The organism is Streptomyces sp. NPDC059906 (genome assembly GCF_042730645.1).
Classification (GTDB): domain Bacteria; phylum Actinomycetota; class Actinomycetes; order Streptomycetales; family Streptomycetaceae; genus Streptomyces; species Streptomyces rubrogriseus.
The window spans coordinates 279,173-305,021 of the sequence record NZ_JBHWKU010000006.1 but is presented as its reverse complement, the minus strand read 5'-3'; the positions used below and the strand labels follow the sequence as shown (position 1 = coordinate 305,021).

The following is a 25,849-nucleotide window of genomic DNA, read 5'->3' as shown; positions in this document are numbered from 1 at the left end:
TGCGACCGGCCATCCGGACGCCCCTAACGCAGTAATTGACTGCGTTAGGGGACTATAGAGAGGCTCCTCTCGCAAACGCAAGTACTGGCTGCGTTAAGGTGGGGGCATGAACGAGCAGCAGCGAGCCCGGCGACCCGGCGGGCGCAGTGCCCGTGTCGGCGCGCAGGTACACCAGGCCGTCACCGATCTGATCAGTGAGCGGGGCTACGGCAAGTTCACCGTCGGCGACGTCGCGGACCGCGCGGGCGTGGCCGACAGCAGCATCTACCGCCGGTGGGGCAGCCTCGAGACCCTGCTCACCGACGTGGCGCTCACCCGCCTCAACGCGCAGTCCCCGATGCCCGACACCGGGAGCCTGGCCGGCGACCTGCGTACGTACGCGGCCCAAGTGGCCCGCGAGATCACCGGGCCCGACGGTCCCGCGGTGCTGCACCTGGCGGTCGCCCTGTCGAGCAGCGGCCTGCAGGGCCGGCAGGCGGGGACCGACCTGCGGGCCGAACGCACCCGGCAACTCCAGTCCATGCTCGATCGCGCCCGCGACCGCGGCGAGCCCGCACCGGACGCGCTCGACGTGCTGGACCACGTCCTGGCCCCGATGTACATCCGCGTCCTGTTCGGCGTGGTGCCGCTCATCCCCGACTACATCGACGGGCTGGTCGACCGGCTGCTGGGGCACACGGAAACGTAGTCTGTTCGGGCCTCACACCACCACGCGGTGACCGCCACGGCGGCCGCTGGGGCGGTTGCCGCCCTGAGTCCTGCTGCCAGGACGGTGCCCCCGACCGCGCAGCAGAAGCCCGACCTCCCCGTGCAGCGGCAGGCGGGACGGTTCGGGGACGTTCGACCTGATCGGAGTCTGACGGTCCGGGATGCGGCCGACGCGGCTCCCGGCGCGGGCGGTCTCGGCCGCCCGCGCCGGGCGGTCACAGCCGTGTGGCCGTGCGGATGAGCCCGGCGAGGGCGGGGGAACTGCTGTGCGCGGGCCAGGCGATGTGAGTGACGACGGGGGGCGCGTCGGTCAGCGGGACGGCGGCGTGCTCGGCCCACAGCCAGGCGCGGGCCGAGTCGGGGTAGACGGCCACGGTGCGTCCGAGGGCGATCAGCTGGGCCAGCTGCGTCTGGTCGTGGATCTCCGGGCCCGGGCCGGGTGGATACGTGCCGTGGCGGGACCAGCGGGCGAGCGGGAGATCGGGGATGTAGCCGACGTCGGCCAGTGACAGGGTCCGCCGCGCGGCGAGAGGGTGCCCGGCGGGCAGCACGGCGATCTGCCCCTCGGTCATCAGCTCCTCGCTGTCGAACCCGGCGAGGGAGTTGAACGGCGCGTGCATGAGCGCCACGTCGGCGCGGCCGTCGCGCAGCATCCCTTCCTGCTCGCACGTGCCGCTCGGCAGCACCTCGATCTCGGCGGCGTCCGGCTCGGCCGCGTAGGCGTCGAGGAGCTTGTGCAGCAGCTCGTGGGACGCACCGGCCTTGACCGCCAGCACCAGGCGGTTGCGGGGGCCGCCCGGACGGTCGGCGCCACCTGCGCGACGGGTGCGGCGAGCGGCCGCGGTGGTCGCGTCGAGGGCCGCGCGGCCCTCGTGCAGCAGCATTTCTCCGGCGCCGGTCAGGGCGACGCCGCGGCGGTTGCGTTTCAGCAGACGTACGCCGAGGCGCCGTTCGAGCTGCTGGATCGCCCGGGACAGCGGTGGCTGGGCCATGCCGAGGCGCTCGGCGGCACGACCGAAGTGCACTTCCTCCGCGACGGCCACGAAGTACCGCAGCTCGCGGGTCTCCAAGGCGTCCATGGCCACAGCGTACCTCGGTGATACCTACCGGGTATGACAGAGCACCGCATCGGTATTGGATGCGCGGCCGGTGCGCGAGCGAGCATCTTCGGCATGAGCGAAACCGTGAACACACCCTCCGCGTCACTGCCCGGCGGCACCTGGACCCTGGGCTACCTGACCGTCACCCGCTTCGGGTACGGCGCCATGCAACTCGCCGGCCCCGGGGTCATGGGCCCGCCCGCCGACCGCGAGGGCGCACTCGCCGTCCTGCGCGAGGCCGTCGCCCTGGGGATCACCCACATCGACACGGCCGGCGCATACGGACCACGTGTCACCAACCGGCTGATTCGTGAAGCGCTGCGCCCCGGTCCTGCGTCGGCGCACATCGTGACCAAGGTCGGCGCGGTCCGCGATCAGCAGGGCGGCTGGCCCCCTGCCCGTCGGCCCGAGGATCTGCGCCACGCCGTCCGCGAGAACATCGAGGACCTCGGACTCGATTCGCTCGACGTGGTCAACCTCCGGCTCGGCGACGCTCAGGGCCCCCGGCCCGGATCGCTCGCCGAGCCCTTCGAAACCCTCGTCGAACTCCAGGACCAGGGCCTGATCCGGCACCTCGGAGTGAGTAACGCCACCGCGGAACAGGTCGCCGAGGCACAGGCGATCGCTCCGATCGTGTGTGTCCAGAACATGTACAACCTCGTCCACCGCCAGGACGACGAGCTGATCGACGAACTCGCCGACAAGGGCATCGCCTACGTGCCCTTCTTCCCACTGGGCGGCTTCACCCCGCTGCAGTCCACGGCCCTGTCCGCCGTGGCCACCCGGCTGGGCGCGACACCGATGTCCGTCGCCCTGGCCTGGCTGCTGCGGCGGTCGCCGAACATCCTGCTCATTCCCGGCACCTCGTCGGTGGCGCACCTGCGCGAGAACGTGGCCGGCGCGGGGCTCTCACTCCCCGACGAGGAACTCGCCGAGTTGGACAGGATCGGCCATTAGCCCGCCCGCGCAGGCGTCCTGGGGGTCAGCAGCTCGTCCATGGACTCCTGGCGCCATCGCTGGAGCAGCTCGTACGTCACGGGGAGTCGGCCCGAGTGGACGCCGGAGACCCCGACGGACGGGCGCAACGAGGCTCGTCGCGTCCGGGGACATGACGTCCACGGCGACGTCGGCAACCCGCTGGTCCGCGACGACTCCCAGGGTCTTCCGGCGTTTGGACCCAGAGGAAGAACGCTGCGCACGCCAGCGGCAGGCACCACGTGAGGAGCGAGGCTGCCGCCGTCAGCGACGACGCGGGCGGACCGGCCCGGCGGTTGGTCGGGGCTCGTCGGCATCGGGCGACGACTGACCCGCGGCTTCCACGGCGGCGGCGACGAAGGAGGCGACCAGGCGGCGGCGGTCGTCCTGCGACCACGCGAGGACGAGTTCGCTGTCGGGGGCGTCGGTCACGGGACGGTAGACGAGGTCGGGGTGCAGGGGCCGGGCCAGTGAGCGGGGAAGGATCGCGACGGTGCGCCCCAGCCTGATCATCTGCAGGACTTCGGCGGCGTCCGTGACCTCGGGACCTGGCCTGGCCTCGGGCGCTCCGGTCCAGCGCACGCCTTTCCAGCGTGGCAGTGTCTCCTGGGCGAGGTCGGCGAGGGTGACCTCCGGGCGAGCGGCGAGCCGGTGCTCCGGCGGCAGAATCGCGACGCGTCCCTCGACTGCCAGGGTTTCGTGGTCCAGGCCGGTCATGTCGTCGAACGGCGCGTACAACAGGGCGACATCGGCCCGGCCGTCGCGGACGTGATCGGCGCGGTCGGTGGCTCCGCCGAAGAGGATGTCCACCTGGCGGGCGTCGGGCCGGCCGGCGTAGCCGGCGAGGATGCCGGACAGCAGGTTTCCGTCACCGCCGGGTTTGATCACCAGGCGCAGGTGGGCTTGCCGGTCACCGGCCTGGCGGGTCTTCTCGGCGGCCGCGCCGACCGCGTTGAGTGCGTGCCGGCCATGGTGCAGTAGCGCCTCGCCGGCGGCGGTGAGGGCGACGTGCCTGCTGGAGCGCTCCAGCAGCCGCACTCCGAGCCGGGATTCCAGGCGCCGGATCGCTTTGGACAGGGCCGGCTGCGCGATCGCCAGGCCGGCCGCGGCACGGCCGAAGTGCAGTTCCTCGGCCACGGCGACGAAGTACTCCAGCTCGCGGGTCTCCAGCTCGGCCATGCCGACAGGCTACTCCCTGATCCATTCCCATGAGGCATGGAACGAGAACGGACAGGTCTTGGACGGGTGGGGAAAAGCCCTGTTCGCTGGGGGCATGATTCACCACACGATGATCGTTGCGTTCGACAATCCGATTCCCGCGACTGAGCTGGACCAGTACCTTGAGGAGTTCCAGGAGCTCGTGAGGGCATCCGGTCTGGTCGAGTCGGTCGCCGCCCGGCATCACATCCGCGTCCCGGGCGACGACCACGCCCCGGTGGCCGTCGCCAGCGCCATCGTGCGACTGCGCCTGGCCGACCTCGACGCCCTCAACTCGATCTTCGCCCTGCCCGGGGCCGTCGACCTCATCAAGCGCTGGCAGGGCCGCCACCCCTACAAGGCGATCTGGGTCAACCACGAGCCGCTGGAGTGAGCAGTTGCGCGCCCTGCTAGTTCTGGCTCGTCACCGGGCCGGAACGGGCTGGGTGAGGTTCACCGGGTTGCCGTCGGGGTCCTGGATGTGAGCGACGCGCTGCCCCCACGGCATGTCGTTGGGGCCGCGGCGGACCGTGCCGCCCAGCGCCGCTACCCGGCCGAGCGTCTCGTCGACGTCGTCGACACCGATGCTGAGCAGGATCCGCGGTGCCTCCTCCCGGTCCCCCGGGTCCGGCTTGGCCACCAGCCCGAGGTCGGTGTCGCCGATGCGCAGGCCGAGGTAGAAGACCGGGCCCTTCTCCGGTATCCGGAAGATCTCTTCGGCGCCGAACAGTTTCGTGTAGAAGCCGAGCAGGACGTCGTGGTCGGCGGTGAGGATCACTGGCTGGATGGTGGACATGGCGCTCCTGTCGGGAACGGTCGTTGTCACCGGGTGAGACCGCTCGAGGAGGTTGAACTCATCGGCGAAACCGCGTGCCGGTCCCGGACGGCGCCGCACCCGCCCCGTGCGGGTCAGTGGGCGAGGGAGACGGCGAAGGGCGTGAAGCCGTCGCGGCGGATGATGTGGGGGACGACGAGGATCATGGCCTCGGTGGCGCGGGCCGTGGTGATGTCGCCGAGGTCCTCGATCCACCCGGACTGCCAGCCCAGGTCGCCGAGAAGACCGGTGACGGTCCGCTTGGCCTGCTCGTCGTTTCCCGAGAGGTAGGCGGTGGGCGGGGTGGTCAGCGTTCCCGGGGCGGTCATGACCATGAACAGCATGGTGTTGAGGGTCTTGACGACGCGGGTGTCGGGCAGGGCGTCCTGGAGCCGTTCGGCGAGGCTGCCGCCGGGGTAGCACAGGTCGCCGGGCAGGCCGTCGGGGGCGTCGTGGGTGGCGTTGGAGACATCGATGAGGATCTTGCGCGCGAGTTCGGCCCGCAGGGCGGTGAGCCGGTCGAGGGAGCTGTCGCCGGGGGTGGCGTTGATGACGACGTCCGCGGTGCGGGCGGTGGTGGCGTGGTCGGCGTAGCGGACGACGGATCCCTCCACGGGCGGTGTGCCCGGCTCGTCGCCGGGTTCGCGGCGGCCGAGGGTGACGTGGTGTCCCGCCGCGGTGAGGGTGCGGGCGAGGGTGGTGCCGACGCGGCCGGCGCCCAGGATGCCGATGCTGGTCATGGTGGCGTTGCTCCTTGCGGACTGAATGGTTCGGGCGGGCGGGGGCCGTCAGATCGACGGTCGGCTCGTCGGCCGGCTCGACGGTCGGCTCGTCGGCCGGATCGTCGGCCGGATCGGGGAGAGGACGTCGAGCGCGCTGGTGTGGATGCGGGGTGCGGCGGCCAGGAAGTCGCGGCCGGCCGCGGTCCAGGGCTTGCCGTCCAGGTCGGTGACGGTCCCCCCGGCCTCGGTGACCAGGAGAGCGCCGGCGACCAGGCCGGAGCGGACGTCGGAGAACTGCCAGAAGGCGTCCATGCGTCCGGCGGCGACGTGGATGAGCTGCAGCGTGGCCGGGACCGACACGCGCACCACGAGTCCGGCGGTGAGCATGGCGGTGACCGATTCGCCGATCCGGCGGAAGGTGTCGGTGCTCTCGCCGGGCCGGGCCTGTCCGGTGCCGACCAGCGCGGCACCCAGGTCGCTCTTGGCCGACACGGTCAGGGGACGGCCGTTGAGATGGGCGCCGCCCCCGGCGGTGGCGGTGTAGGTGTCGCCGGTCAGCGGGAGGTGAACGGCCGTCAGGACCGGCTGGTTGTCGCGCACCAGGGTGGCGGTGACGGCCCAGTCGGGCAGGCCGTGGACGTGGTTGATGTTGCCCTCGGCCGGGTCGGCGACCCACCACTCGCCCGGCGGCAGCGCCCCGCCCGCCAGCTCGTCCTCGACCCAGCGCGCCTCGGGACGGGCCTTCAGCAGCGGCTCACGCAGCACAGCGAGGACCGCCTCGTCATTGGCGTGGATCTCGCCGACGACCTCCTCCAGGCTCACGCCCCGGGCGTGGGTCGTGCGGCGCTCCCGCAGGGTGACTCCGGCGGCCCGCACCGCGGTGGTCACCGCGGGCAGGAGCGTGGTGTCGAGGCCGGAAGGCATGGCTGTGGTCATGGCGTACTCCCTGGATTCGGTGGAAGCGGGGCGACTCGGGCGCTTTCCTCCGGGCCCCGCACCTCGAAGGTAGAAGCCTGGATCGTTAACAACAAGTGCATGGTTCTCACTCGTACAGTTACTGTCATGCAACTGGATTTGAATCTGCTCACCGCTCTGGACGCCCTGCTGGAGGAGGGCAGTGTGGCCGGGGCCGCCGCCCGCCTCCACGTCACCGCCCCGGCGATGAGCCGCTCTCTGGGTCGTATCCGCAAAGCAACCGGCGACCAGATCCTGGTCCGCACCGGACGTCACATGACTCCCACCACCCGCGCGCTGGCCATGCGCACCGAGGTCCACGCGCTGGTGCAGCAGGCCCACCACCTGCTGTCCGCCCAGTCCGAACTCGACCTGGCGGCCCTGGAGCGGGTGTTCACCGTCCGCTGGCACGATGCCCTCACCACCACCTGCGGGACCGCCCTGATCGTCGCGGTGCACCGCCAGGCCCCGGGGGTGCGACTGCGGCTCACCGCCGAACCGGGCGACGACACCCCCGAGTTGCGCCGTGGCGAGGTCGACCTCGCCTCCAGTGCCGGCCCGCCGTCCCTGCCCGACATCCGTCACCGCCTGGTCGGGCGCGACCGGCTCGTCCTCGCCGTCCGCCCGGGCCACCCGCTCACCGAACAGCCCGTGACCACCGAGAGGTACGCGGCGGCCCCTCACCTCACCGTGTCCCGGCGCGGGCGCCTGCGCGACCGGATCGACGACGCCCTGGCGGAACTCGGCCACGAGCGCCGCGTCATCGCCTCCGCCCCCACCACGGTCACCGCGCTTCAACTCGCCCGTGACACCGACCTCGTGGTCACCCTGCCCGACGCCGTCACCCGCTCGATCCGCCACCAGCTCGGCCTGGTCACACTGCCGCTGCCGCTTGAACTGCCCGAAGTGCCCCTCCACCTGCTCTGGCACCAGCGCCACGACAACGACCCCGCACACACCTGGCTGCGCGAAACGGCCGGCCGCATCCTCCGGGCCCCGTTCACCTCGTCGGCCGCGGTCGGAGCATGACGGTGCGGGTGAGCCCGTGGCGTCGCAACGGGCATGATAGGCAGAGGAGTTGATGCCGCACGTCGGGGGCAACAGGTAGCTGCGGAGGGGGCACGGAGACGCCATGAGCGATGCCGTGGAAGAGGCCGAGGCGCGAGCGGTGGAGCCGGTCGGTGCGAAGCAGCGCGACGCCTTCATCTCGTACAGCCAGAGCAAGAACGCGCCGCTCGCGAAACAGCTCCAGCGCGGCCTGGAACGGCTGGCCGTCTCGCGCTTCCGGCCCATGCGGATGAGCGTGTTCCGTGATGTCACCAGCCTGCCGGCCAACCACGACCTGTGGCAGTCGATCCAGCGCGAACTGGCACGCTCCCGCTATCTGATCCTGCTCGCCTCCCCGGAGGCCGCCGCCTCGCCCTGGGTGGCCAGGGAAGTCGACTACTGGCTGCGCGAGCGCGACACGGAGCATCTGCTCATCGCCGTCGCGAGCGGTGAGATCGCGTGGGACGACAGGGCCGGCGACTTCGACTGGCAGAAGACCACCTCCCTGCCGCGGAATCTGGCGGGCCGGTTCACGGCCGCACCGCTCTGGGTGGACCTCCGGGAGATCGGGGAGCGGTCCCATCACTCCATGCGCTACCCACCGTTCCGTGCCGCGGTCGCCACCCTGGCGTCGCCGTTGCACGGCCGTCCCAAGGAAGAGCTGGAACACGACGACTTCCGGCAGCTCCGCTTCGTCAAACGGCTGAGCTGGTCGGGCGTCGCCCTGCTCCTGGTGCTGCTCCTCCTTGCGGTCTACGGCTTCTTCGACGCCAGCAGGCAGCGCGAAGAGGCCCTTTCCCAGGCCCGCACCTCCGCTTCACAGGCGCTCGCCGCCCGCTCCGGGCAACTGCTCGGGACCAGCCCCAACCAGGCCGCGCAGTACGCCCTGTACGCCGAGGAGACCAGGTCCACCCCGGAGTCCCGACGCGCCCTGGCCCAGGCCGTGACCGCCGCGCCGTACGCCAAGCGGCGGCTGCGGGCGGACGCCGACTCGGTGACGGACATGGAGGGTGTGTCCCGCCCGGCCGCTACGGACGTCGTCCTCAGCGGGGACGGTACGACCGCGGCGTACCGCTCGGTGTTCGACGAGGACCGGGCCGTGCGCCTCTACGACGTGCGTGCCGCCCGGCAGTCGCGCGTGGTGCGCGCCGAGGGCACGCCCAGGGCGCTGAGTCGCGACGGCCGCGTCCTGGCCATGGAGGTCTACCTCAACCGGGTCCAGCTGTGGGACACCCGGACCGGCAGCCTCTTGTGCACGATGGCCGCCGGGCACACGGAGAATCTCCCCAACGTCGCGCACGGGCTCCATGCCTTCGCCCTCTCACCCGACGGACGGTGGGTGGCGGCCTCGCACTACACCCCGGAGGGTGAGGCGTTCGCGGTCGTGTGGCGCGCTTCCGACGGGCGCGAGATCACCCGGGTCCCGGTGAGTAACGCCCGGGTGGGGCTCGGCTTCGCCGCGGACGGGTCCCGGCTGACCCTGGTCGACAGGGACCGTCAGGAGGTCCGGGAGTTCCGGACAGGACCGGCGCGCTGGGAGGCGGCCCGGTCCCTGCCCGGGATGCCGGGCAGCACGGCGGAAGCCTTGCGGTTCAGCGAGGTTCTGCTGTTCGACGGGGCGGGCAAGGCCCTGACCCGGACGTCCAGGCGTGCCGAGGTATGGGACCTGGAACAGCGCCGCCGCATCGCCGTCCGGTCCTTGGGACCGTACGAGGACATGACGGTCGCCGACGACAGGGGGACCTTCCTGCTGGGCGGGCAGGACGGCACGGTCCGGCTCTACGACGCCGCGCTGCGGCCCGGTACGACACTGGGCCGGCTGACCCGGCCGGCCAGCACCATCGCCATGTCGGCCGACGGCACCCAGGTGGTCGTCGCCTCGTACGGCGGAGAGCTCAACCTCTTCACCACCGGGGTCCGACGGGGGCAGCAAGTGGCCTTTGACGGGAAGGAGTTCACCTTCGGGGATCTGACCCCCGACGGACGGATGGCGGTGCACCGGTCCGAGGGGCGCACCGAGTTCTGGGATCCGGGCACGGGCCGCAGGCTCGGCGTGATTCCGTACGCCAACCTGTCGGTGAACCTGGAGGACACGGCCTACACGCTCAGCGGGGACAAGCGATACGTCGGCATGCAGAGCGTGGAGGGCCTCGAGGACGAAGGGCGGTTCGACATCTGGGACCTGCGTACCGGAAGGCGCACGGACTGCGGCACGGCCATCGGCGGAGCCTCCTTCTCGCTGATCCGCCGCCCCGGCCTGTCCTTCCTCCCGGGCGACCGGTACGTGGTCGGCGAATGGAACGGCGCCGTGGAACTGCTCGACACCCGCACCTGCACCCGCAGCACGGTGACGGAGGACTCCGGCAGGTTTGCCCTGAGCGGGGACCGCAGGACGCTGGTTCTCCTGAACGACGACGGTGTCGACACCTGGCGCTGGGACGGCGACCACGCCTTCGCGCACACGGCCCGCACCACCCTGCCGAGCGAGGCCCGTCCCCTGGCCATGAGTGTCGACCACGAGGGCAGGCAGGCGGCTTTCTCGGACATGGAGAGCCATGTGTACGTCGTACGGCTCGACTCCGGCGAGCGCGTGCGCGCCACCGGGTACCTGCCGAAGGAAAGCGGTGACGTGGCGTTCAGCCGGGACGGCCGTCTGCTGTTCCAGGGGTTCATGGCCGAGAGCACCCGGGGTGTACGCGTCCTGGACGCCGGCAGCGGCGATCAGCTCGACGTCTGGACCACGGACCCCCCGGCCGGCTCCGCGCAGCCCAACGAGGGCATGCAGGTCGTCCCCGGCCCCGCCGACGACATCCTCACGCTCGGCCCCGACCACAGGGTCGTGCGCCGCACGGTCGGTGTGCAGGCGTGGCACGACCTGTTGTGCGGCCTGGTGAGCCAGCCCCTGCCCGCCCGGGAACGCGACCGTTACCTCAAGGACCTGGACGTGGTGGACCCCTGTCGCTGAGGGACGCGCGGAGCGCCGTGCCGGAGGTGGGTGGCGAGGAAGGCGGTGAGCTTGGCGACGACCGGGGTGACGTGCTCGTCCCGGTCGTAGAGGGAGACGTGGGTGGCGCCGTCGACCACGAAGAGCTCCTTGGGCTCGGCCGCCTTCTCGATGGCATCGCGGCTGAAGTGCGCCGTGCCGGCCTCGGAACCGACGATCATCAGGAGCGGGCGGGGCGAGATGAGGTGGATCAGGGCGTAGGAGTCGTACTGGATGATCTGGTCGAGACTGCGGACCGGCCAGGGCTGGACCGCACCGGGGTGGTGGCCGCGTGGGGTGCGGTAGTACTCGCGGGTCTCGGCGTCCACGGCCTCGGTGATCCACTCCTGCCGGGGGACGGCCTCGCCGCGTGCCTCCGCGGTGCGTGCGGCGCTCGCGCGTTCGAGCATGGAGCGCAAGGCCCGTGGATCCCGGGCGGGGCCGGAGCCGTCGCGCATCACCGAACCCAGGTCCACCGCGCTGACCGTGGCGACCGCCTTGATACGCACGTCGGTCTGGGCGGCGTAGGGGACGTAGCCGCCGGAGGCGCAGATGCCCACGGCGCCGATCCGGTCCGGGTCGATCCCGTCTCGGGTGACCAGGAAGCTCACGGCCGACTTGATGTCCTCGGCGCGCTGGAAGGGGTTCTCCAGGCCACGCGGCTCCCCCTCGCTCTCGCCCTGGTGCGCGGCGTCGAAGACCAGTGCGGCGAAACCCTCACGGGCCAGGCGCTCCGCGTAGCCGCTCGCCGTCTGCTCCTTGACCCCGCCGCCGGGATGGCCGATGACGACGGCCGGGAGCCGACCGGCGGTCGGTGTGCCGGGCAGGAAGAGGGTGCCGGCGAGGGTGAGACGACTGCTGCGGAAGGTGACGTCGGTCTTCATGCCCCCGACCCTGGCGGGTGCCGCACGCCGGGACAATGGGCCAGAGCCGACCCCCTCACCGGGCCGGACCGCGGTGCGAGACTCGATGGCATGAGCAGCGAACTGGGTGACTTCCTCAAGGCGCGGCGCAGGGAGCTGAGCCCCCCGACGGCCGGGCTCCCCTACGACGGGCGCCGACGGGTCCCGGGCCTGCGCCGGGAGGAGGTCGCCGTGCTCGCGTCGATCAGCCCCGGTTACTACACCCGACTGGAACAGGGACGGCGCCGGGCCTCCGAACCGGTGCTGGACGCGCTTGCCCGTGCACTGCGGCTGAGCGCGGACGAGCGGGCCTACCTCTTCGAGCTCTCGGGCAAGGACGCCGGCCGGCCGCTGCGGCGGCCCGGCCGGCAGGTCCGGCCCCAGTTGCGGCGTCTGCTCGACGATCTCACCCACACTCCGGCCCTCGTCCTCGGCCGGTGCACCGACGTCCTGGCGTGGAATCCGCCGGCCGCCGCGCTGTTCACCGACTTCGCGCTGCTGCCGCGGGACGCACGCAACTTCGTCCGTCTGGTCTTCCTCGACCCGGCGGTGCGGGCCCTGTACACCGACTGGCCCTACATGGCGCGGGCCTGCGTGGCGCAACTGCGGATGGAGGCGGCCCGGGACCCGCACCATCCGCGTCTGTCGGCGCTGGTGGCAGAGCTGTCCGCGCAGGACCCGGACTTCCGGACCTGGTGGAAGGACCATCGCGTGGCCGTCCGCAGCGCGGGGACCAAAGACCTGCGCCACCCGGCGGTCGGCGAACTCACCCTCGACTGGTCCGCGCTCACCGACACGGCCGACCCGGACCAGCAGCTCGTCGCCCTGACCGCCGCGCCCGGCACTCCCTCCCACGACCGCCTGCGCGCCCTGCACGCCGTGGGCGCCGTGGGCGCCGTGGGCGCCGTGGGCGCCGTGGGCGCCGTCACGTCGGCGCGGACCGGTCCCGGTGTGTCCGGTGACGGTCGCAAAAGCGCCAGGGCCTGGGCGCAATGATCCGCGGCCCCCTAGGCTGCTGCCCCACACGGGTGTCAGCCGGAGGGGGGCCTTGTGCCACGGTCCGACGCAGCGGTCAGGGTTCGTACCCGCCTGCTTTTGATGTACCACCTCACGCCGCAGGTGCACGTGCCCGACGACCGGCTCCGTCCGCTGTCCGAGGCACTCGGTCTCGGCCGGTTCACCGCCCACGTCGAAGCCGCCGGACTGCTGCTGCCCCGGCTGGTGCTGCACGAGCACGTCTGCGAGATCTTGCTGCCGCCGAACGCGGCCCGGGTCGACGGTGCGGACATCACCCTGGCTGTCACCCCTCGCCAGGACCCGCTGCTCTTCGTGGACCTCGAAGTCCCGGACGAGGCGGGCGACTCGGACACGATCGCCGAAACCCTCTTCGCCACCTGGCAGGACCGCTCCGCCACCAGCGTCGGCGGGATGCCGCTGACCGCATGGCTCGACGAGCGCTTACGGGCGTACGGCATCACGGACCGGACCGCGGACCGGCCACCGCTCGAGTTCGGCCGGAACGTCCACCAGAGCGTCTTTCCCGGAGCGGCCCTCGCGCGAAGGCTGTTGGCCGAGCACGTGCCCGGCGACGCGGTCGGCCAGGACGTGGTGACCATCGTGCTGCGCGGCACGCTGGACAGCGGTACCGGCGCCACACTGGGCATTCGACGGCCCGAGACGCTGAACAACGCCGGCCAGACCATGGTCGCGCACGGCAGAGGCGTGTCGTTGATCGTTGGCTACGCACCGCCGGTGGAGAACGCGTTCGGGCTGGCCGCCGCCGGCATCCTCACCGCGGTCGCGGCCGTGCACCGCATCCGACGCCAGGCGTTCGAGGCGCTGGAGCTGGACCGGGCAGCCGCAGTCGAGACGACGGACGATGCCCGCGCCCTGGTCGCGCAGCTCTCGCACCGGCTCAACGATCTCCAGCTCGACCTGAGCTTCAGCGTCGAGGTGTACGCCGACACGATCCTCGTACCGGAGTTGCTGGTCGAGAGCTTCCATGCGTCACTGCGCGACGTCTCGTCACTGGCGGACGCGCTGGCCAACACCTCCCGCATCGTCGAGCGCGTGAACGCCGTCCTCGCGACGCGCCGCGTCGGCCTCGAGACGGCGGCCCAGCAGTACGCCGAGGACCGGGACCGGGTGCTGGCGGCGGTGATCGCCGTCGGCTCGCTCCTCGCGCTCCCGCCCGCGCTGCTCCTTGCGTACTTCGGCGTCAACAGCAGCGACGTGGACCCGAGCCGGTCGATCCTGGACTTCCAGCATTACGGTGTCGCGTACGCGATCGCCTGGTCGCCGTTCCTGCTGCTGATCGTGGTCGGTCTGCTCGCACGCCGCCGGATATCGCTGCGGTTGCCCGCCCCGGACGCCGTCCCGTCCGAGCGACGAACCCGGCGTTCCCGGCGTTCCTGGCGTTCCCGGCTCGGGCGGTCGCGGCGACCCGGGCGGTGACGCCGGTCGCCATGGCCGGTGGCCGCCGAACCGCCCGCGCCCGACGGCGCAGCTTCTTCCTCACCGGTGCCCGGCCTGGACACTACCGTTCCGCGATCCGGCCCGGGCCCAGTGCCACCAGGGCGTCCGCCTGGGCGAGTCCGCTCTCCTCGACGACACCGCGCACGCTCTGGGCCTCGCGCACGAGTGCGAAGGCGACCTGCCCGCGGGAATCCGTCCGATAACCGTAGACAGCGGGACGTGGCAGGGAATTGTAGGAGAAGTGCGAAGAGAAGTAGTACGCCCCGGTGTCGTACAGGGCCACCACGTCGCCCGGTTCGACGGCCGGCAACTCGCGCCCCGTCGCGGTCAGGTCACCGGCGAAGCAGCACGGGCCCGCGATGTCGACGACCTCGGCCGGGCCCTGCTTGGGACGGCCCGCGGCGTCGAACACCCCGACGCGCAGCGGCCAGGCCTCCGGCATGAAGACCGTGCGGGTGGCCACCTGCGCACCGGCGTGCGTGACCGCGATCCTGCGGCCGCCGGCCGACTTGGTGTACTCGACGATCGAGCCAATGGTGCCGCTCTTGGCGAGCAGGGAACGGCCGAACTCGGTGATCAGGGCGTAGCGGCCGTCGAACAGCCCGGGTGCGGCGGAGCGCAGCTCGGCGACGTGGTCGGCGTACGTCGGACGGTCGTCCTCGCTGTCGAAGTTGACGGGCAGGCCGCCGCCGATGTCGAGCCCGGTGATCTGGGCGCGCCCCAGCTCCTTGTTGATGCGCTCGGCCAGTTCGTACGCCGCCCGCACCCCTTGGGCGATGAGCGGCAGCGGGCAGCCCTGGGAGCCGACGTGGGCGTGCAGCCGGTTGAGCCAGGGCCGGCGCGCGAAGGCCTCGATCACCGCGTCGACGGCGCCCTCGTCGCACAGCGCGACGCCGAACTTGGAGGTCGCGGTGGCGGTGCTCATCGCACCGATGGCTCCCGCACCGACCTGCGGGTTCACTCGCAGTCCGATGGGCCCGGAGGCCTCCCGGCCGGCCAGCAGGCCGTCGACGCGGGCCATCTCCTGGAAGTTGTCCAGGTTGATCGCGATGCCGTGGGCCAGGGCGAACTCCAGCTCCTCGACGGTCTTGGCGGGGCTGTCGAACACCAGCCGGTCGTAGGTGAATCCGGCCGCCAGCGCCTGCTCCAGCTCGCCGGGCGAGGCCACTTCGCAGCCCATGCCCGCCTCCGCGAGCAGCCGCAGCACCGGCACCAGCCCGCACGCCTTCGCCGCGAACGTGTGCTGCACCGGTGCGGGTCCCTCGAACGCCTCGTTCAGCGCGTCGACGGCGGCGAGCACGCCGTCGACGTCGAGGAGACCGACCAGGGGCGCTCGCGGGCCCAGCAGGCCGTCCTCGACCGCCCGTGCGAGCGCGGCCTCACGGGCGCTGCCGCGTTGATGGAGGGAACCGGAAGTCACTGCACCACACTCCAGAGGTGTCGGTCGTGCACGGCCCGCTCGTGGAGCGGCCGGCCACTCTGCCTCGTACAGCTTCGCTCCGCCGAGCCCGGCGCGTCTTCGTGCCACGCGACCACGGTCGGGCAGTTTCCTGTGCTACATGACAGGAGAATGATCAAGGAGAAGGATCAAGGTGCTCGGGTGACCGCCCCGACTCAGGAAGGACCGGGGCCTCACTCCGTGCGCCGCGCCAGCCGCAGTCCGATGTCCGCCAGGAGGCGCAGGGTGGGGTCGGCCAGGTCGACACCGAACAGCTCCCGAGCCCGCCGCAGCCGGTACCGCAGGGTGTTCGGATGCACGTTGAGGCGCCGAGCGGCCGTGCCCGTGTCGCCGAAGGCGTCGATGTAGGCGCCGACCGACGCGCCGTACTCCGAGCCGTGCGCCCGGTCGTGCTCGACCATCGCGTGCACGGGGCCCGACAGGCTCTCCCACAAGGGCGCGATCAGGTCGAGCACGCGCAGCGCGGACACCTCGGGGACGAGTTCGCCGAACGCGGCCACCGCGGAGACCACGTCCGCGGCCGGTCGCCGCGCGGCCCGCTCGCGCAGCACCCGCACCACCAGCTCCGCGGCCTCGCGCGAGGCGGGCAGCCCCGACAGGTCCGCCGCGACCGGGCCGACGCCGGCGAACACCACACCGCGCGGCACCGACCGCGCCGTCGCCGCCAGGGCACGCGCCAGGTCCGTCGCGCCGTCCTCCGCCGGAAGCAGGACGTACAGCCGCCGCCCCGATCGCGCGCTCACGCAGCCCGGCCGGTACGCCTCGGCCTGCAGCGCGAGTACGTCCAGCATCCGCTGCTCGGCGGCGTCCCCCGTCGCCGGGGCGGGCACGACCGTCAGGTCCCGGCTGTCGTACGCCTCCGCGACCAGCACCGTGTACGGCCGGTCCCGCGCGACCCCGGCGTCGTGCGCGACGCGGGCCGCCCGGCCGCTGCCGTCGAGCAGCGCGTGCACCGCGCCCTCCCGCGCCCGGGCCGCGGCCCGGCCCCACGTCTGGTGGTGGGCCAGGTGCGGCACGGCGGCCCGCGCCGCCGTGTGCAGCGCCGCCGCCGCGTCCTCGGCCAGCGGCCGGCCGTCGGCGGCGGCCCAGAGGGACCCGAGGATCTCCGACCCGTGACGCACCGCGACGGCCAGCCGTTCCGCGTACCGGTCGTCGGCAGGCAGCCGTACGACGCCGTCGGTGTTCCACAGTGCCTGGAAGAAGCCGCTCTCACGCAGTTCGTCCACCCGCCAGCGCGGCACCTCCTGCCCGAGGATCGTCAGCCTGCGCATCGGGTCGGGCTCGTGGTCCATCCGCGAGTAGGCCAGCACCCGCGACTGCGGGTCCTCGATCGTGATCGCGCCCCCGACCAGGGTCGCCACCGTGTTGGCGAGCTCCGGGAGGTCGCCGAGCCGCAGCCCCTCCACCCCGGTCCCTGCGGTCGGGGCGCTGTGGGCCAGAGCGGTGCGCAGCTGGCCGAGCACCTCCGTCCACCCCTGCCCCGGCCGCCGGGTGAGCAGCGCGGTGCGTCCCGAGGCGGCCGCCTCCAGCAGCGCCGCCCGGGGCCCGCGGGCCCCCCGCCTCAGCACCACGGCCGCGGCTCCGGCCCGCTCCGCACCACGCAGCACGTCGATCGCCTCCGGCGAGGCGACATCCACCCCGACCGCGAGCAGGATCAGTCCGGACGCCGCCCAGGTGCCGTCGTCCCGCTCCTCGCCCGGGTCGTGCAGCACCACGTCGGCCACCGGCACACCGGATCCGCGCGGCGCCACGACGACATCCAGCATTCCGGGGGCGATCAGACGGAGGATCTGCTCGAGCGACGGCCTGCCGTCGCGCCGGTCCGGTTCCCTTGCTGCCATGCCTCCATCATGGTCGTCCGAGCGGCTCGCCCTCTCGCAGGCGGCTCTCCCCCTCGGCAGAGGGGCAGGTCGCTACGGCAGCTTCCGGGGCCGGGTGGGTGAGCGACGGGTACTGCCGCGCGTGCGCGGGCGGTCTCCCGCAGTACGCCCGGCCGGCCGCCTGGGGGTGAGGACCACCGCCAGGACCAGCGCTGCCATCACCGCGGACATGACGGCGAAACCGGCGGAGAAGGTGGCCACCTGCGCCGCCAGGCCCAGCGCGAGGGATCCGAGCCCGGTACCGGCGTCGTAGCCGATGTTCCAGGCGACGGAGGTCAGGTGCCGGTTCTCCGCGCCGGCCAGGTCGAAGGCCTGCACCAGCGTGAGGCTCTGGAGTCCTCCGTACGCGGCTCCCAGCAGGAGCAGTCCGGCGAGCAGGGGGAGGACGGTTTCGCCGTCCGAGCCGATGGCCAGGGCGATCAGTGCCAGTCCCGCGCAGGCGGTCGTGGCGAGGAGGGCCGTGATCGGGCGCAGGGCGATCCTGTCGGCCAGTTCTCCACAGCCCCAGCGGGCCAGGGCGGCCGTGGCGGTGAGGGCGAGCAGACCCGTGGCGGCGAGCGCGGGGGTGCTCGTGAACTGCGGGGCGAAGGTGAGTACCGCGCCGCCTGCCGCCGTGACCAGGAGCAGGACGGTGAGCGGGAGCAGGATGCGCCGGAGCACCGTGGCGGCGGGGGCGGGGTGCCCGGTACGGCCGTTCTGGGCGGGCGGGCCGTCCGTGCGGGCCTCGACCGCGCGGCCGAGGGCCCGGGTCCAGGGCAGCGCGAGGACGGGGAGAACACCGCAGGCGACGATCGCGGGGAGGGCGAACGTGCCCATCAGCCAGGGTGCCGCCGGGGTGAGGACGACCTGGGGCAGCGCTACGGCGAGGCCGTAGAGGCCGATGGCCGCCCCTTGGCGACCGCGCGGGGCCAGCGCGGCCGCGGCGGTGGCGCCACAGACGGTGACGATGCCGAAGCCCGCTCCGCGCAGGGCGGTCGTCACCAGGATGGGCACCAGCTGGTCGCTGAGGCTCTGCAGGAGGGCGGGCAGGCCGAGCAGGAGAGCACCGAGGGCCAGCGTGCGGCGCCAGCCGATGGTGCGCAGCGCCGTTCTGACACACAGCTGGGACAGGACGGTGGCGGCCATCAGGACGGCCGTGACGAGTCCGGCACCGAACTCGTCGGCGCCTCCGGCGACGGCCCACGCCGGTGAGACGGGGAGCAGCAGGGCCAGTCCGGCGAAGCAGAAGGCCCCCACCGTAAGGAGGTGGGGTATGCCCGGGGACCGCAGGACGGATTCCGTCGCTCTTTCAGACATGGTTCCCGATTGTCCTTGATCTCCGAGCGGTCTTTCCAGTGACCGGACGGGGTCGCCCCCACGTGTCGGCTCCTTCGAGGGAGCGGTTCCGCCTACCGGAAGCCGAGGTGCGGATCGGTGGTACCGGTCAGTTCCGCGCTGGCGGCCCACAGGTGAGCGGCGGCCGCCGGGTCCGCCATGTGTGCCGGGACCGGCTCACGTCGCGGTTGGCCGCGCAGGCCGAAGACCCTCGGCCCCCACAGCTGCCCTCCTTGTACGTCGGAGTCGAGGACGGCACGGACCACCGGCCACGCCCCGGCGTCCTTGCCCTGCACCATGAGCGCCGCGGGCAGGCCGCGCAGTCGCTCGCCGGGGGTCGACGTGCTGACCGGCGGGCGGGGCGGGGTGAGGGAGTCGAGGGCGCCACCGGGGTGGGCCACCACACTGAGCACCGTACTGCCGACGGCGCGCAGCCGGCGGTCGAGTTCGAAGCCGAAGCACATCTGCGCGAGCTTCGACCGGCCGTAGGTGCGCTTGGGCCGGTAGTCCAGGGTGGACTGCAGGTCGTCGAGGTCCAGCCGCTCGGATCGCGCCGCGAAACTTCCCACCGTCACGACGCGGCCCGCCGGCGCCGCGGACAGAAGGGGGGCCAGCCACCGCGTCAGCGCGTAGTGGCCGAGGTGGTTGGTGCCGAACATCAGCTCGTGGCCGTCCTCGGTCTCCCGACGGGGCGGGTCGTCGAGCGCGACCCCCGCGTTGTGGACCACCGCGTCGAGACGACCGAGGTCCGCCGCCAGATCGTCCACGGCGGATTTCAGGGTGGACAGGTCGGCGAGGTCCAGGTGCAGGTGCCGCACCCGCGCGCCCGGGACACGCGAGCGGATCGAGGCAAGGGCGGCGTCCGCCTTCGCGGGGTTCCTGCTGCCGATGACGACGAGGGCGCCGGTGGCGGCGAGCTGCTCCGCGGCGAAGTAGCCGATCCCGGCGTTCCCCCCGGTGACGAGGAAGTTGTGTCCCTCGGCGGACGGCAGCCGGTGTACGTCCCATGGTCGGCTCTGGGGTGCGCTGGACACGATGACAGACTCCTTGTGCTCGGGCGGGGTGCTCGTGAGGAGCACCGACTCGCCCAAGATCGCTCCCCCGGCCGACAGATCGCCGACAGATCACGTGCACCGCCGACAGACGACCGACACGCCCCTCAGAAACCCGGAGCCGGGAGGACGTCCGGCCACCACCGGGGGACACCGCTGGGGCAGTCGTAGGTGGTCCCGCCCCAGAAGAGCGAGAGGGCGCACCAGACGACCACTACGAGTACGACGACCAGGGCGAGGGCGTGGACAGCGGGACGGCGTCCCAGGACAGCGCCCGCCGCCAGCCAGCCGAGCAGCAGCACCGCCCACAGTCCTGGGATGAAGAGGACAAGGAGAAAGCTGCTGTTGGCCGCGCTGTTCACCCCCGTGTCGCAGGCGTTCCACACCCTGCCCAGCAGCATGGCCGCGAGCAGCGCGAGCGCCAGCCCGACCACCGCCCCGAGACACCCGTGCAGTCGCCTGTTCTCCATACGTCCCTCCATCCGTCACCTGCTCCGCCAAGCACCGGCGCCGTCCAGCTCGTCGCCGTACCAAGCACCGGTCAAAACCTGCCCCCGGCCCCGAGGCCCGGCTACCTCTTCTTCACCTGATCCACGCCCTGCACGGCCTCGACCTGACCAGGGAACGGTTCCACGCCGCGGTGATCGACACGGTCGGGCGCATGTACACGAGCCTTGACGTCGTCGGACCGGGCATTGCGCGTCAGTTCGTCGTACATGTAGCTCTCCATCTCGGAGAACAGGTCCTCCCCGCGCTTCAGATCCGGCTTGGGCTCGGGCCCCTTCTTGAAGGTGGCCTTGCGCGAGACCTTTCCGCCGTCGTTCTTGACCGTGATGCTGAAGTACCCCCGCGAGCCGCTCAAGCCGACGTTGGGCGCGGGCACCGTGTAGGCCACACTTCAACGCGGCCTCGTTCGGGAAGTGCCCGGAGTTCAGCGCGGTCAGCCGGAGGTCGACGCCGGGAAGGATCTCGGCGTAGGTGGCGGTGTCGCCGTCGAGGCCGGGTTCGGGGAGCGCGGTGGGCCAGCCGAAACACAGTTCGTGCCCTTTGGTTCTCGAGCGCGACCAGTGAGGCGCCGCTGCCGCCGCCCGAGAACGTGAGAGCGGCGGTCGTGTTCTTCGCCCGCACCGTGCCGTCGGCTTCCCGCACGAGGATGGTGTCGACGGGAGCCCATCCGCCGTCGCTCCTGCGGGCGCGGACCGGTGCCGCACTCGTCTGCGCCGCGAGCGCGCTCGCCTCCGACTCCGGCGTACGGTCCGCCACCGCCGAAGCAGCCCTGTCGTCGGCCACCGCCGGAGTTGCCCCGGTCCCCACCGCGGGAACGGTGACTCCGAGGAGTGTGACGGCTATCGCCCCGCTTAATTTTCATGAGAAGAAGCCGTGAAGATCATGAGGGGGCGCGTAACCAGGTCAACTGTGTTGTGGGTCACATTCGAGCCACCGGCCTGTGGCGGACGGCCCGGACGAGCCTTGACCTCGACCGGACTTGAGGTCGGAGGCTGGGCGGGATGTTTTCTCCAGCGAAGGGTGCTGCTCATGCATGCGATCCACGTGGCCTCGTTCGGTGCTCCGGACGTGCTGACCCTGGTCGAGCTGCCCGATCCCGTGCCCGGCCCCGGCCAGGTCGTCGTCGGCATGGTCGCGGCCGACGTCATCTTCCTGGACACGCTGCTGCGCGGCGGCTGGGGTCAGGACTTCTTCCCGCGAACGCTGCCGTACGTGCCGGGTGGCGGCGGAGCGGGCGAGGTGCTGGCAGTCGGTGACGGAGTGGATCCGGGCTGGATCGGCCGGAGCGTGGTCGTACGAACCGGGACCGGATACGCCGAACGTGTCGTCGCGGGTGCGCAGGAGATCATGCCGGTTCCTGACGGGCTGGCCGCCGTGACGGCGGCCGCACTGGTGCACGACGGCGTGACCGCTCTCGGCTTCCACCGGCTGGGGGCGCCGCAGAAGGGGGATTGGGTACTGGTCTCGGCGGCGGCCGGTGGGGCGGGCACACTGCTGGTGCAGTTGGCGGTCGACGCGGGGGCCCGGGTGGTGGCCGCCGCGTCCAGCGACGCCAAGTTGGCGCTGGCCCGGGATCTGGGCGCCGAGGTCGTCGTCGACTACACGCGGGCGGACTGGGTCGAGCGGGTGCGCGAGGCGACCGGTGGCGGCGCCGCGCTCGTCTACGACGGCGCGGGCGGGGCGCTCGGTGCGACCAGCGTCGACGCGCTCGCGGACGGTGGACGCTTCGTCACCTACGGGACCGCCGACGGATTCGCCGCCCCGGACCGGGAGTCCGCCGAGCGCCGGGGCATCCGGCTGCTCATGCCGCTCATGGACGGCCCTCCGGACCAGAGGACCGCCCGGGAACTGCTGGGCCTGGCGCTGGAGAGCGCCGCCGAGGGACGCCTGCGCCCGGCCATCGGCGCCACCTACCCGCTGGCGCGGGCCGCGGACGCCCACCGCGCTCTGGCCGCGCGTACGACGGTGGGCAAGTCACTGCTCCTGGTGGGCGGCGAGTAGGCCCGCACCGACCGGCGGTACCAAGGGACTGACAACACGGGAGCGTCAAACCTGACGATCTTGGTGTTGGTTCCGACCGGCCGGGCGATGCCATGCTGGGCCCCCGTCCCACAGGCGTGCAGCGAGAGGCGGTCCCAGTGGACGTGTTCAAGACCCAGTACGGTTCGGTGCGGGGATTTCGGGCCTCCGGCGACGTCGTCGCCGTCCTCGGTGTTCCGTATGCCGCCGCGCCGTTCGGCGTCCACCGGTTCCGGGAGCCGGCCCCGGCGCCCGCCTGGACCGGGGTGCGGGACGGCAGGCGATTCGGTCCGGTCGCCCCGCAGTCCGCGCGGCTGCCCGGAGCGCCCGTGTGGTCTCCCGGTGACGAGGACATCCTCACCGTCAACCTGTGGACGCCCGCCCCGGACGGTGGCCCCCTGCCGGTGCTCGTCTGGATCCACGGCGGTGCCTACACCTTCGGCTCGTCGGCCCAGCCGGACTTCGACGGCACCGTACTGGCCCGTGCCGGGCTGGTCGTGGTGACTCTCAACTACCGAATCGGTTTCGAGGGCTTCGGCCACGTCCCGCCGGACGGGGCGATCGCCCACCCCGACAACCGGGGGCTGCTCGACCAGGTCGCCGCCCTGCGGTGGGTGCGCGAGAACATCGCCGCCTTCGGTGGCGATCCCGACAACGTCACCGTCGCCGGCCAGTCCTCCGGGGCCGCCTCGGTCGCCTGCCTCATGGTGATGGACCGCGCCCGCGGCCTGTTCCACCGCGCCATCGCGCACAGCCCCGCCAGCCCCTGTTACACGCGCGACATCGCGGCCGCGACCACGCGCGAGGTCGCCGCCGCCGCGGGCTGCCCGGCCACGTCGGCGGGCCTCCTCTCCACGACTCCGCAGGCCCTGGTCGCCGCCGCCGACCAGGTGGTCGACGACTACCGGCACGATCCCGCTTCCGGGTCCCGCCACTACGACCCCTCGCTGTACGCCCCGGTCCTCGACGGCGACGTCCTGCCCACCGACCCCCTCACGGGGATGGCGGCCGGTGCGGCCAGGGACGTGGACCTGCTGGTCTGCCACACCACGGAGGAGTACTGGCTGCTCGACGCCGTCGGCAGCAGCGCGAAGGTGACCACCGACGGGCAACTCGCGCGCTTCGCCGAGGACTTCGGCCTACCCGACGGCCTGGTGGCCGGCTACCGCGCCGCACTGCCCCAGGCCCCGGTGCTGGACGTCTACCTCGCCGTCTTCGGCGACCTGCTGTTCGGTGCGTACGCCGACCGACTCGCCGAAGTCCACGCCCGGGCCGGCGGCCGGGCGTTCCTGTCCCGCTTCGACCGGCGCCGCGCCGATCCGGGTGCGGTGGTACGCGCCTGGCACTGTGCGGACGTTCCCTTCGCCTTCGGAAACCTGGACGACGAGCGTCTGGCCTTCCTCATCGGCGGCGCGCCCACCGCCGCGGACCAGGGACTGGCCCGCCGAATGGTGCGCGCCTGGGCCGACTTCGCCGCCACCGGAAGCCCGGGCTGGCCGCCTGTCCGTGACTCCTTTACCGAGGTCACCGAGGTCAAGGTGTGGACTGCCGGCCGTCACTCCGCCGGCACCGGCGACCGGTCCGCCGCCGTCCGAGCCCTCTGGGCCGAGGCCGACTTTCCGGTCCTACGTCCCTGAACCGGAGCGCGGCCGGTGTGCCACGCCCGCGGGCTGCCCCGCCCGGGCTCCCGGTGCCTGGGGCAGTGTCAGACGCCTGCCCCGGAACCGCCCGCGCAGCGCGCGATCGTGTGTGACCAGCACGATCGCACCCGAGAACCCGGTCAGCGCCTCTTCCAGTTCCTCGACCAGCGCCGGTGAGAGGTGATTCGTCGGCTCGTCGAGCAGGAGCAGGTCGGCGGGCTCCGCGACCAGGCGGGCCAGCTCCACGCGGCGGCGCTGGCCGTACGACAACTCGCCCATGCGCAAGCGCAGTTCCGCCGGGCGGAAGAGGCCGAGGGCGAGCAGGGTGTCGGCGTGCTCGTCGGCGGCACCCACTCGGCCCAGCCCGAACGCCTCGGCGACCCTCAGGTCCGGCGGCCACGGCGTCTCCTCCTGGCGCAGATGCCCTACCCGGCCCGGCACGCGCACCGAGCCCTCGTCCGGCCGCAGTTCACCGGCGAGCACCTTCAACAGGGTCGTCTTGCCCGCGCCGTTGGGCCCGGTGACGAGAAGCCGGCCGCGGCGGCCGAGGCTGAGGGAGCCCAGGTGCAGGCGGTCGCCCACGCGCACGTCCGACAGCTGTGCGGCGGGGAGCGTCGCGGAGGCGGCCCCGGCGCCCCTCCCTTCCTCCGCCGCCGTTCCCATGCGCGCGGTGAAGGCCAGCGCGTCCGGCGGTGGTGCCACCGGGTTCCCGGTCAGGCGCTCGACCCGCTCGCGGGCGTTGCGGATCCGGGACATGGCGCCGTGGGCCCGGCCGCGGGCCCGGAAGCCGCCGTGGCCGAAGTTGGCCAGTGCCGCCTTGCGCGGAATGGCGCCGAGGCGGTCGGCGTGGCCGGCGGCCAGCCGCTCGTTGCGAGCCAACTCCGACCGCCACTCCTCGTACTCCTGGAGCCGGCGGCGGCGCTCCGCGGCCTTCGCCGTACGGTAGCCGGTGTAGCCGTCGCCGTAGCGGGTGACCCTGCCCCCCTCGGCCTCCAGAATCGTGCTGGTCAGACGCTCCAGGAAGACGCGGTCGTGGGTGACCGCGAGCACCGTGCCGCTGTGTGCCCGCAGTTGTGTCTCCAGCCACTCCACGGCCTGATCGTCCAGGTCGTTGGTCGGCTCGTCCAGCAGGAGGATCTCCGGGCGGCCCGCGAGGACGCCGGCCAGGGCCAGGCGGGAGCGTTCGCCTCCGGAGAGGGTGCCGAGCCGGCGCTCGCGGCGGAGCGCCGGCAGGCCGAGGTGGTGCAGCGCGATGTCCACCCGCCGGTCGGCGTCGTGACCGCCTCGGGCCTCATAGCGTTCGACAAGCACGGTGTACGCGGCGAGCGCCTTCGGATCCTCGCCGGCACCGAGCGCCTGCTCGGCCCGGCGCAGCTCGGCCTCAAGGGCACGCAGGTCCGCGAGGGACAGGTCGACGGCGTCCTGGACGGTGGCGGTCGGGGGCAGGGGGAGGGACTGCGGGAGAAAGCCGATGCCGCCGGCGGCGGTCACGGTCGCTTCGCCGCTGTCCGGGCGCTCCTGGCCGGCGACGATCCTGAGAAGGGTGGACTTGCCGGCGCCGTTGTCACCGATCAGTCCGGCCTTCTCGCCCGGCTTCAGCGTGAGGGAGACCTGGTCCAGAACGGTGCGGCCGGGGTGGCGCTTGGTGACATGGGACAGGGTGAGTTGTGAGGTGTGCAAGGTCGGGTCCCTCCTGGCCGCACGGGATCAGCCCGGGCCGGATCGGGGTGGATGGACGGCGCGGCGAGGCGCGGTGACGGCGGAGCGGTGCTCTACGCCGTCGGCGCCGGTGATCTCACAGGGAACCCATGCGAAGGACGGTACGCCACAACGCACACATTGGCAAGACGATACGTCTCGCCTCGCTCGCCGATCGCCCCGTCCCGCGGCGCCGGGGGGGCACCCGTGCGCGGCGCACCGTGAACCGTTGGAGACACTGCACCTCGGACGGCTCGCACATCGTCATCGAGATCGACGACTGGGGGCCCAACAGCGAGCGGTGTGTGGTGCCCGGCGTGACCTGGATCGGCTCCAGCTCCGACATCGACGGCGCCTGGTACACCGGCCGCATCTGCTGAGCCTGGCAGCCCGGGTCTTCGGC

The 25,849-nt window shown here is 72.5% G+C and carries 24 protein-coding genes; 10 read left to right on the top strand and 14 right to left on the bottom strand.

The genetic code is table 11. From position 1 onward, the window contains the following. Positions 1–106 precede the first annotated feature (106 nt). Positions 107–688 carry a TetR/AcrR family transcriptional regulator gene (locus tag ACFV9J_RS12945; RefSeq protein WP_385353429.1) on the top strand — a complete coding sequence of 194 codons (582 nt, stop codon included), beginning with the start codon at positions 107–109 and terminating at the stop codon, positions 686–688. 235 nt (positions 689–923) lie between these two features. Here ACFV9J_RS12945 and ACFV9J_RS12940 read toward each other — a convergent pair whose 3' ends face one another. Beyond that, the gene (locus ACFV9J_RS12940; RefSeq protein ID WP_385353427.1) at positions 924–1,787 is read right to left on the bottom strand and encodes a LysR family transcriptional regulator; all 864 of its coding nucleotides are present in this window, start codon (positions 1,785–1,787) and stop codon (positions 924–926) included. Between the two features lie 93 nt (positions 1,788–1,880). Here ACFV9J_RS12940 and ACFV9J_RS12935 point away from each other — a divergent pair, with 93 nt between their 5' ends. Continuing rightward, entirely contained in the window at positions 1,881–2,765 is an 885-nt protein-coding gene (locus ACFV9J_RS12935) for an aldo/keto reductase family oxidoreductase (RefSeq protein WP_385353425.1), read from the top strand. On the opposite strand, the gene ACFV9J_RS12930 is transcribed toward ACFV9J_RS12935, so the two are convergent. Beyond that, positions 2,762–2,893 carry a hypothetical protein gene (locus tag ACFV9J_RS12930; protein ID WP_385353423.1) on the bottom strand — a complete coding sequence of 44 codons (132 nt, stop codon included), beginning with the start codon at positions 2,891–2,893 and terminating at the stop codon, positions 2,762–2,764. The genes ACFV9J_RS12935 and ACFV9J_RS12930 overlap by 4 nt on opposite strands. Positions 2,894–3,047: 154 nt before the next feature. Continuing rightward, on the bottom strand, positions 3,048–3,962 hold the full coding sequence (locus ACFV9J_RS12925) for a LysR family transcriptional regulator (protein ID WP_385353421.1): 915 nt from the start codon (positions 3,960–3,962) through the stop codon (positions 3,048–3,050). Positions 3,963–4,056: 94 nt separating this feature from the next. On the opposite strand from ACFV9J_RS12925, the gene ACFV9J_RS12920 reads away from it, so the two are divergent. Further along, a complete protein-coding gene (locus ACFV9J_RS12920) occupies positions 4,057–4,374 on the top strand; it encodes a hypothetical protein (RefSeq protein WP_385353419.1) in 318 nt (105 codons plus the stop codon). A gap of 30 nt (positions 4,375–4,404) precedes the next feature. Here the strand turns inward: ACFV9J_RS12920 and ACFV9J_RS12915 are convergent, their stop codons facing one another. The 3 genes from ACFV9J_RS12915 to ACFV9J_RS12905 form a co-directional block, all read right to left on the bottom strand. After that, the gene (locus tag ACFV9J_RS12915; protein WP_385353417.1) at positions 4,405–4,776 is read right to left on the bottom strand and encodes a VOC family protein; all 372 of its coding nucleotides are present in this window, start codon (positions 4,774–4,776) and stop codon (positions 4,405–4,407) included. 113 nt (positions 4,777–4,889) lie between these two features. Beyond that, complete coding sequence (locus ACFV9J_RS12910) at positions 4,890–5,534, bottom strand: NADPH-dependent F420 reductase (protein WP_385353415.1); 645 nt, start codon at positions 5,532–5,534, stop codon at positions 4,890–4,892. A 48-nt stretch (positions 5,535–5,582) separates the two neighbouring features. Then, complete coding sequence (locus tag ACFV9J_RS12905; RefSeq protein WP_385353413.1) at positions 5,583–6,452, bottom strand: inositol monophosphatase family protein; 870 nt, start codon at positions 6,450–6,452, stop codon at positions 5,583–5,585. 126 nt (positions 6,453–6,578) lie between these two features. Between ACFV9J_RS12905 and ACFV9J_RS12900 the strand changes: the two genes are divergently transcribed. Next, complete coding sequence (locus tag ACFV9J_RS12900) at positions 6,579–7,499, top strand: LysR family transcriptional regulator (RefSeq protein WP_385353411.1); 921 nt, start codon at positions 6,579–6,581, stop codon at positions 7,497–7,499. A 103-nt stretch (positions 7,500–7,602) separates the two neighbouring features. Then, a complete protein-coding gene (locus tag ACFV9J_RS12895) occupies positions 7,603–10,482 on the top strand; it encodes a TIR domain-containing protein (RefSeq protein WP_385353409.1) in 2,880 nt (959 codons plus the stop codon). Here the strand turns inward: ACFV9J_RS12895 and ACFV9J_RS12890 are convergent. Further along, entirely contained in the window at positions 10,443–11,384 is a 942-nt protein-coding gene (locus tag ACFV9J_RS12890) for an alpha/beta hydrolase (RefSeq protein WP_385353407.1), read from the bottom strand. The genes ACFV9J_RS12895 and ACFV9J_RS12890 overlap by 40 nt on opposite strands. A 90-nt stretch (positions 11,385–11,474) precedes the next feature. Here ACFV9J_RS12890 and ACFV9J_RS12885 point away from each other — a divergent pair, with 90 nt between their 5' ends. Beyond that, positions 11,475–12,398: a helix-turn-helix domain-containing protein gene (locus ACFV9J_RS12885; protein WP_385353405.1), complete on the top strand. Its 924-nt coding sequence runs from the start codon at positions 11,475–11,477 to the stop codon at positions 12,396–12,398. 102 nt (positions 12,399–12,500) lie between these two features. Beyond that, positions 12,501–13,856: a hypothetical protein gene (locus tag ACFV9J_RS12880; RefSeq protein ID WP_385353403.1), complete on the top strand. Its 1,356-nt coding sequence runs from the start codon at positions 12,501–12,503 to the stop codon at positions 13,854–13,856. Positions 13,857–13,938: 82 nt separating this feature from the next. Here ACFV9J_RS12880 and ACFV9J_RS12875 read toward each other — a convergent pair whose 3' ends face one another. The 6 genes from ACFV9J_RS12875 to ACFV9J_RS12850 form a co-directional block, all read right to left on the bottom strand. Further along, entirely contained in the window at positions 13,939–15,297 is a 1,359-nt protein-coding gene (locus tag ACFV9J_RS12875; RefSeq protein WP_385353401.1) for a diaminopimelate decarboxylase, read from the bottom strand. Positions 15,298–15,509: 212 nt separating this feature from the next. Then, positions 15,510–17,177 (bottom strand): PucR family transcriptional regulator, encoded by a 1,668-nt coding sequence (locus tag ACFV9J_RS12870; protein WP_385353399.1) that lies wholly within the window; start codon positions 17,175–17,177, stop codon positions 15,510–15,512. A gap of 72 nt (positions 17,178–17,249) precedes the next feature. Next, the gene (locus tag ACFV9J_RS12865; RefSeq protein ID WP_385353397.1) at positions 17,250–18,512 is read right to left on the bottom strand and encodes an MFS transporter; all 1,263 of its coding nucleotides are present in this window, start codon (positions 18,510–18,512) and stop codon (positions 17,250–17,252) included. Between the two features lie 92 nt (positions 18,513–18,604). Continuing rightward, a complete protein-coding gene (locus ACFV9J_RS12860; RefSeq protein ID WP_385353395.1) occupies positions 18,605–19,564 on the bottom strand; it encodes an SDR family NAD(P)-dependent oxidoreductase in 960 nt (319 codons plus the stop codon). A 125-nt stretch (positions 19,565–19,689) separates the two neighbouring features. Continuing rightward, a complete protein-coding gene (locus ACFV9J_RS12855) occupies positions 19,690–20,052 on the bottom strand; it encodes a hypothetical protein (protein WP_385353393.1) in 363 nt (120 codons plus the stop codon). Between the two features lie 101 nt (positions 20,053–20,153). Further along, entirely contained in the window at positions 20,154–20,477 is a 324-nt protein-coding gene (locus tag ACFV9J_RS12850) for a hypothetical protein (protein ID WP_385353391.1), read from the bottom strand. A 641-nt stretch (positions 20,478–21,118) separates the two neighbouring features. Between ACFV9J_RS12850 and ACFV9J_RS12845 the strand changes: the two genes are divergently transcribed. Both ACFV9J_RS12845 and ACFV9J_RS12840 read left to right on the top strand, forming a co-directional pair. Then, positions 21,119–22,090: a zinc-binding dehydrogenase gene (locus ACFV9J_RS12845; RefSeq protein ID WP_385353389.1), complete on the top strand. Its 972-nt coding sequence runs from the start codon at positions 21,119–21,121 to the stop codon at positions 22,088–22,090. A gap of 137 nt (positions 22,091–22,227) precedes the next feature. Next, positions 22,228–23,745 (top strand): carboxylesterase/lipase family protein, encoded by a 1,518-nt coding sequence (locus tag ACFV9J_RS12840; RefSeq protein ID WP_385353387.1) that lies wholly within the window; start codon positions 22,228–22,230, stop codon positions 23,743–23,745. Here the strand turns inward: ACFV9J_RS12840 and ACFV9J_RS12835 are convergent. Further along, on the bottom strand, positions 23,734–25,428 hold the full coding sequence (locus ACFV9J_RS12835; RefSeq protein WP_385353385.1) for a TlrC/CarA/OleB/SrmB family ABC-F type ribosomal protection protein: 1,695 nt from the start codon (positions 25,426–25,428) through the stop codon (positions 23,734–23,736). The genes ACFV9J_RS12840 and ACFV9J_RS12835 overlap by 12 nt on opposite strands. A 239-nt stretch (positions 25,429–25,667) precedes the next feature. Between ACFV9J_RS12835 and ACFV9J_RS12830 the strand changes: the two genes are divergently transcribed. Next, positions 25,668–25,826: a DUF6355 family natural product biosynthesis protein gene (locus ACFV9J_RS12830; protein WP_385353383.1), complete on the top strand. Its 159-nt coding sequence runs from the start codon at positions 25,668–25,670 to the stop codon at positions 25,824–25,826. The last annotated feature ends 23 nt before the right edge of the window (positions 25,827–25,849 follow it).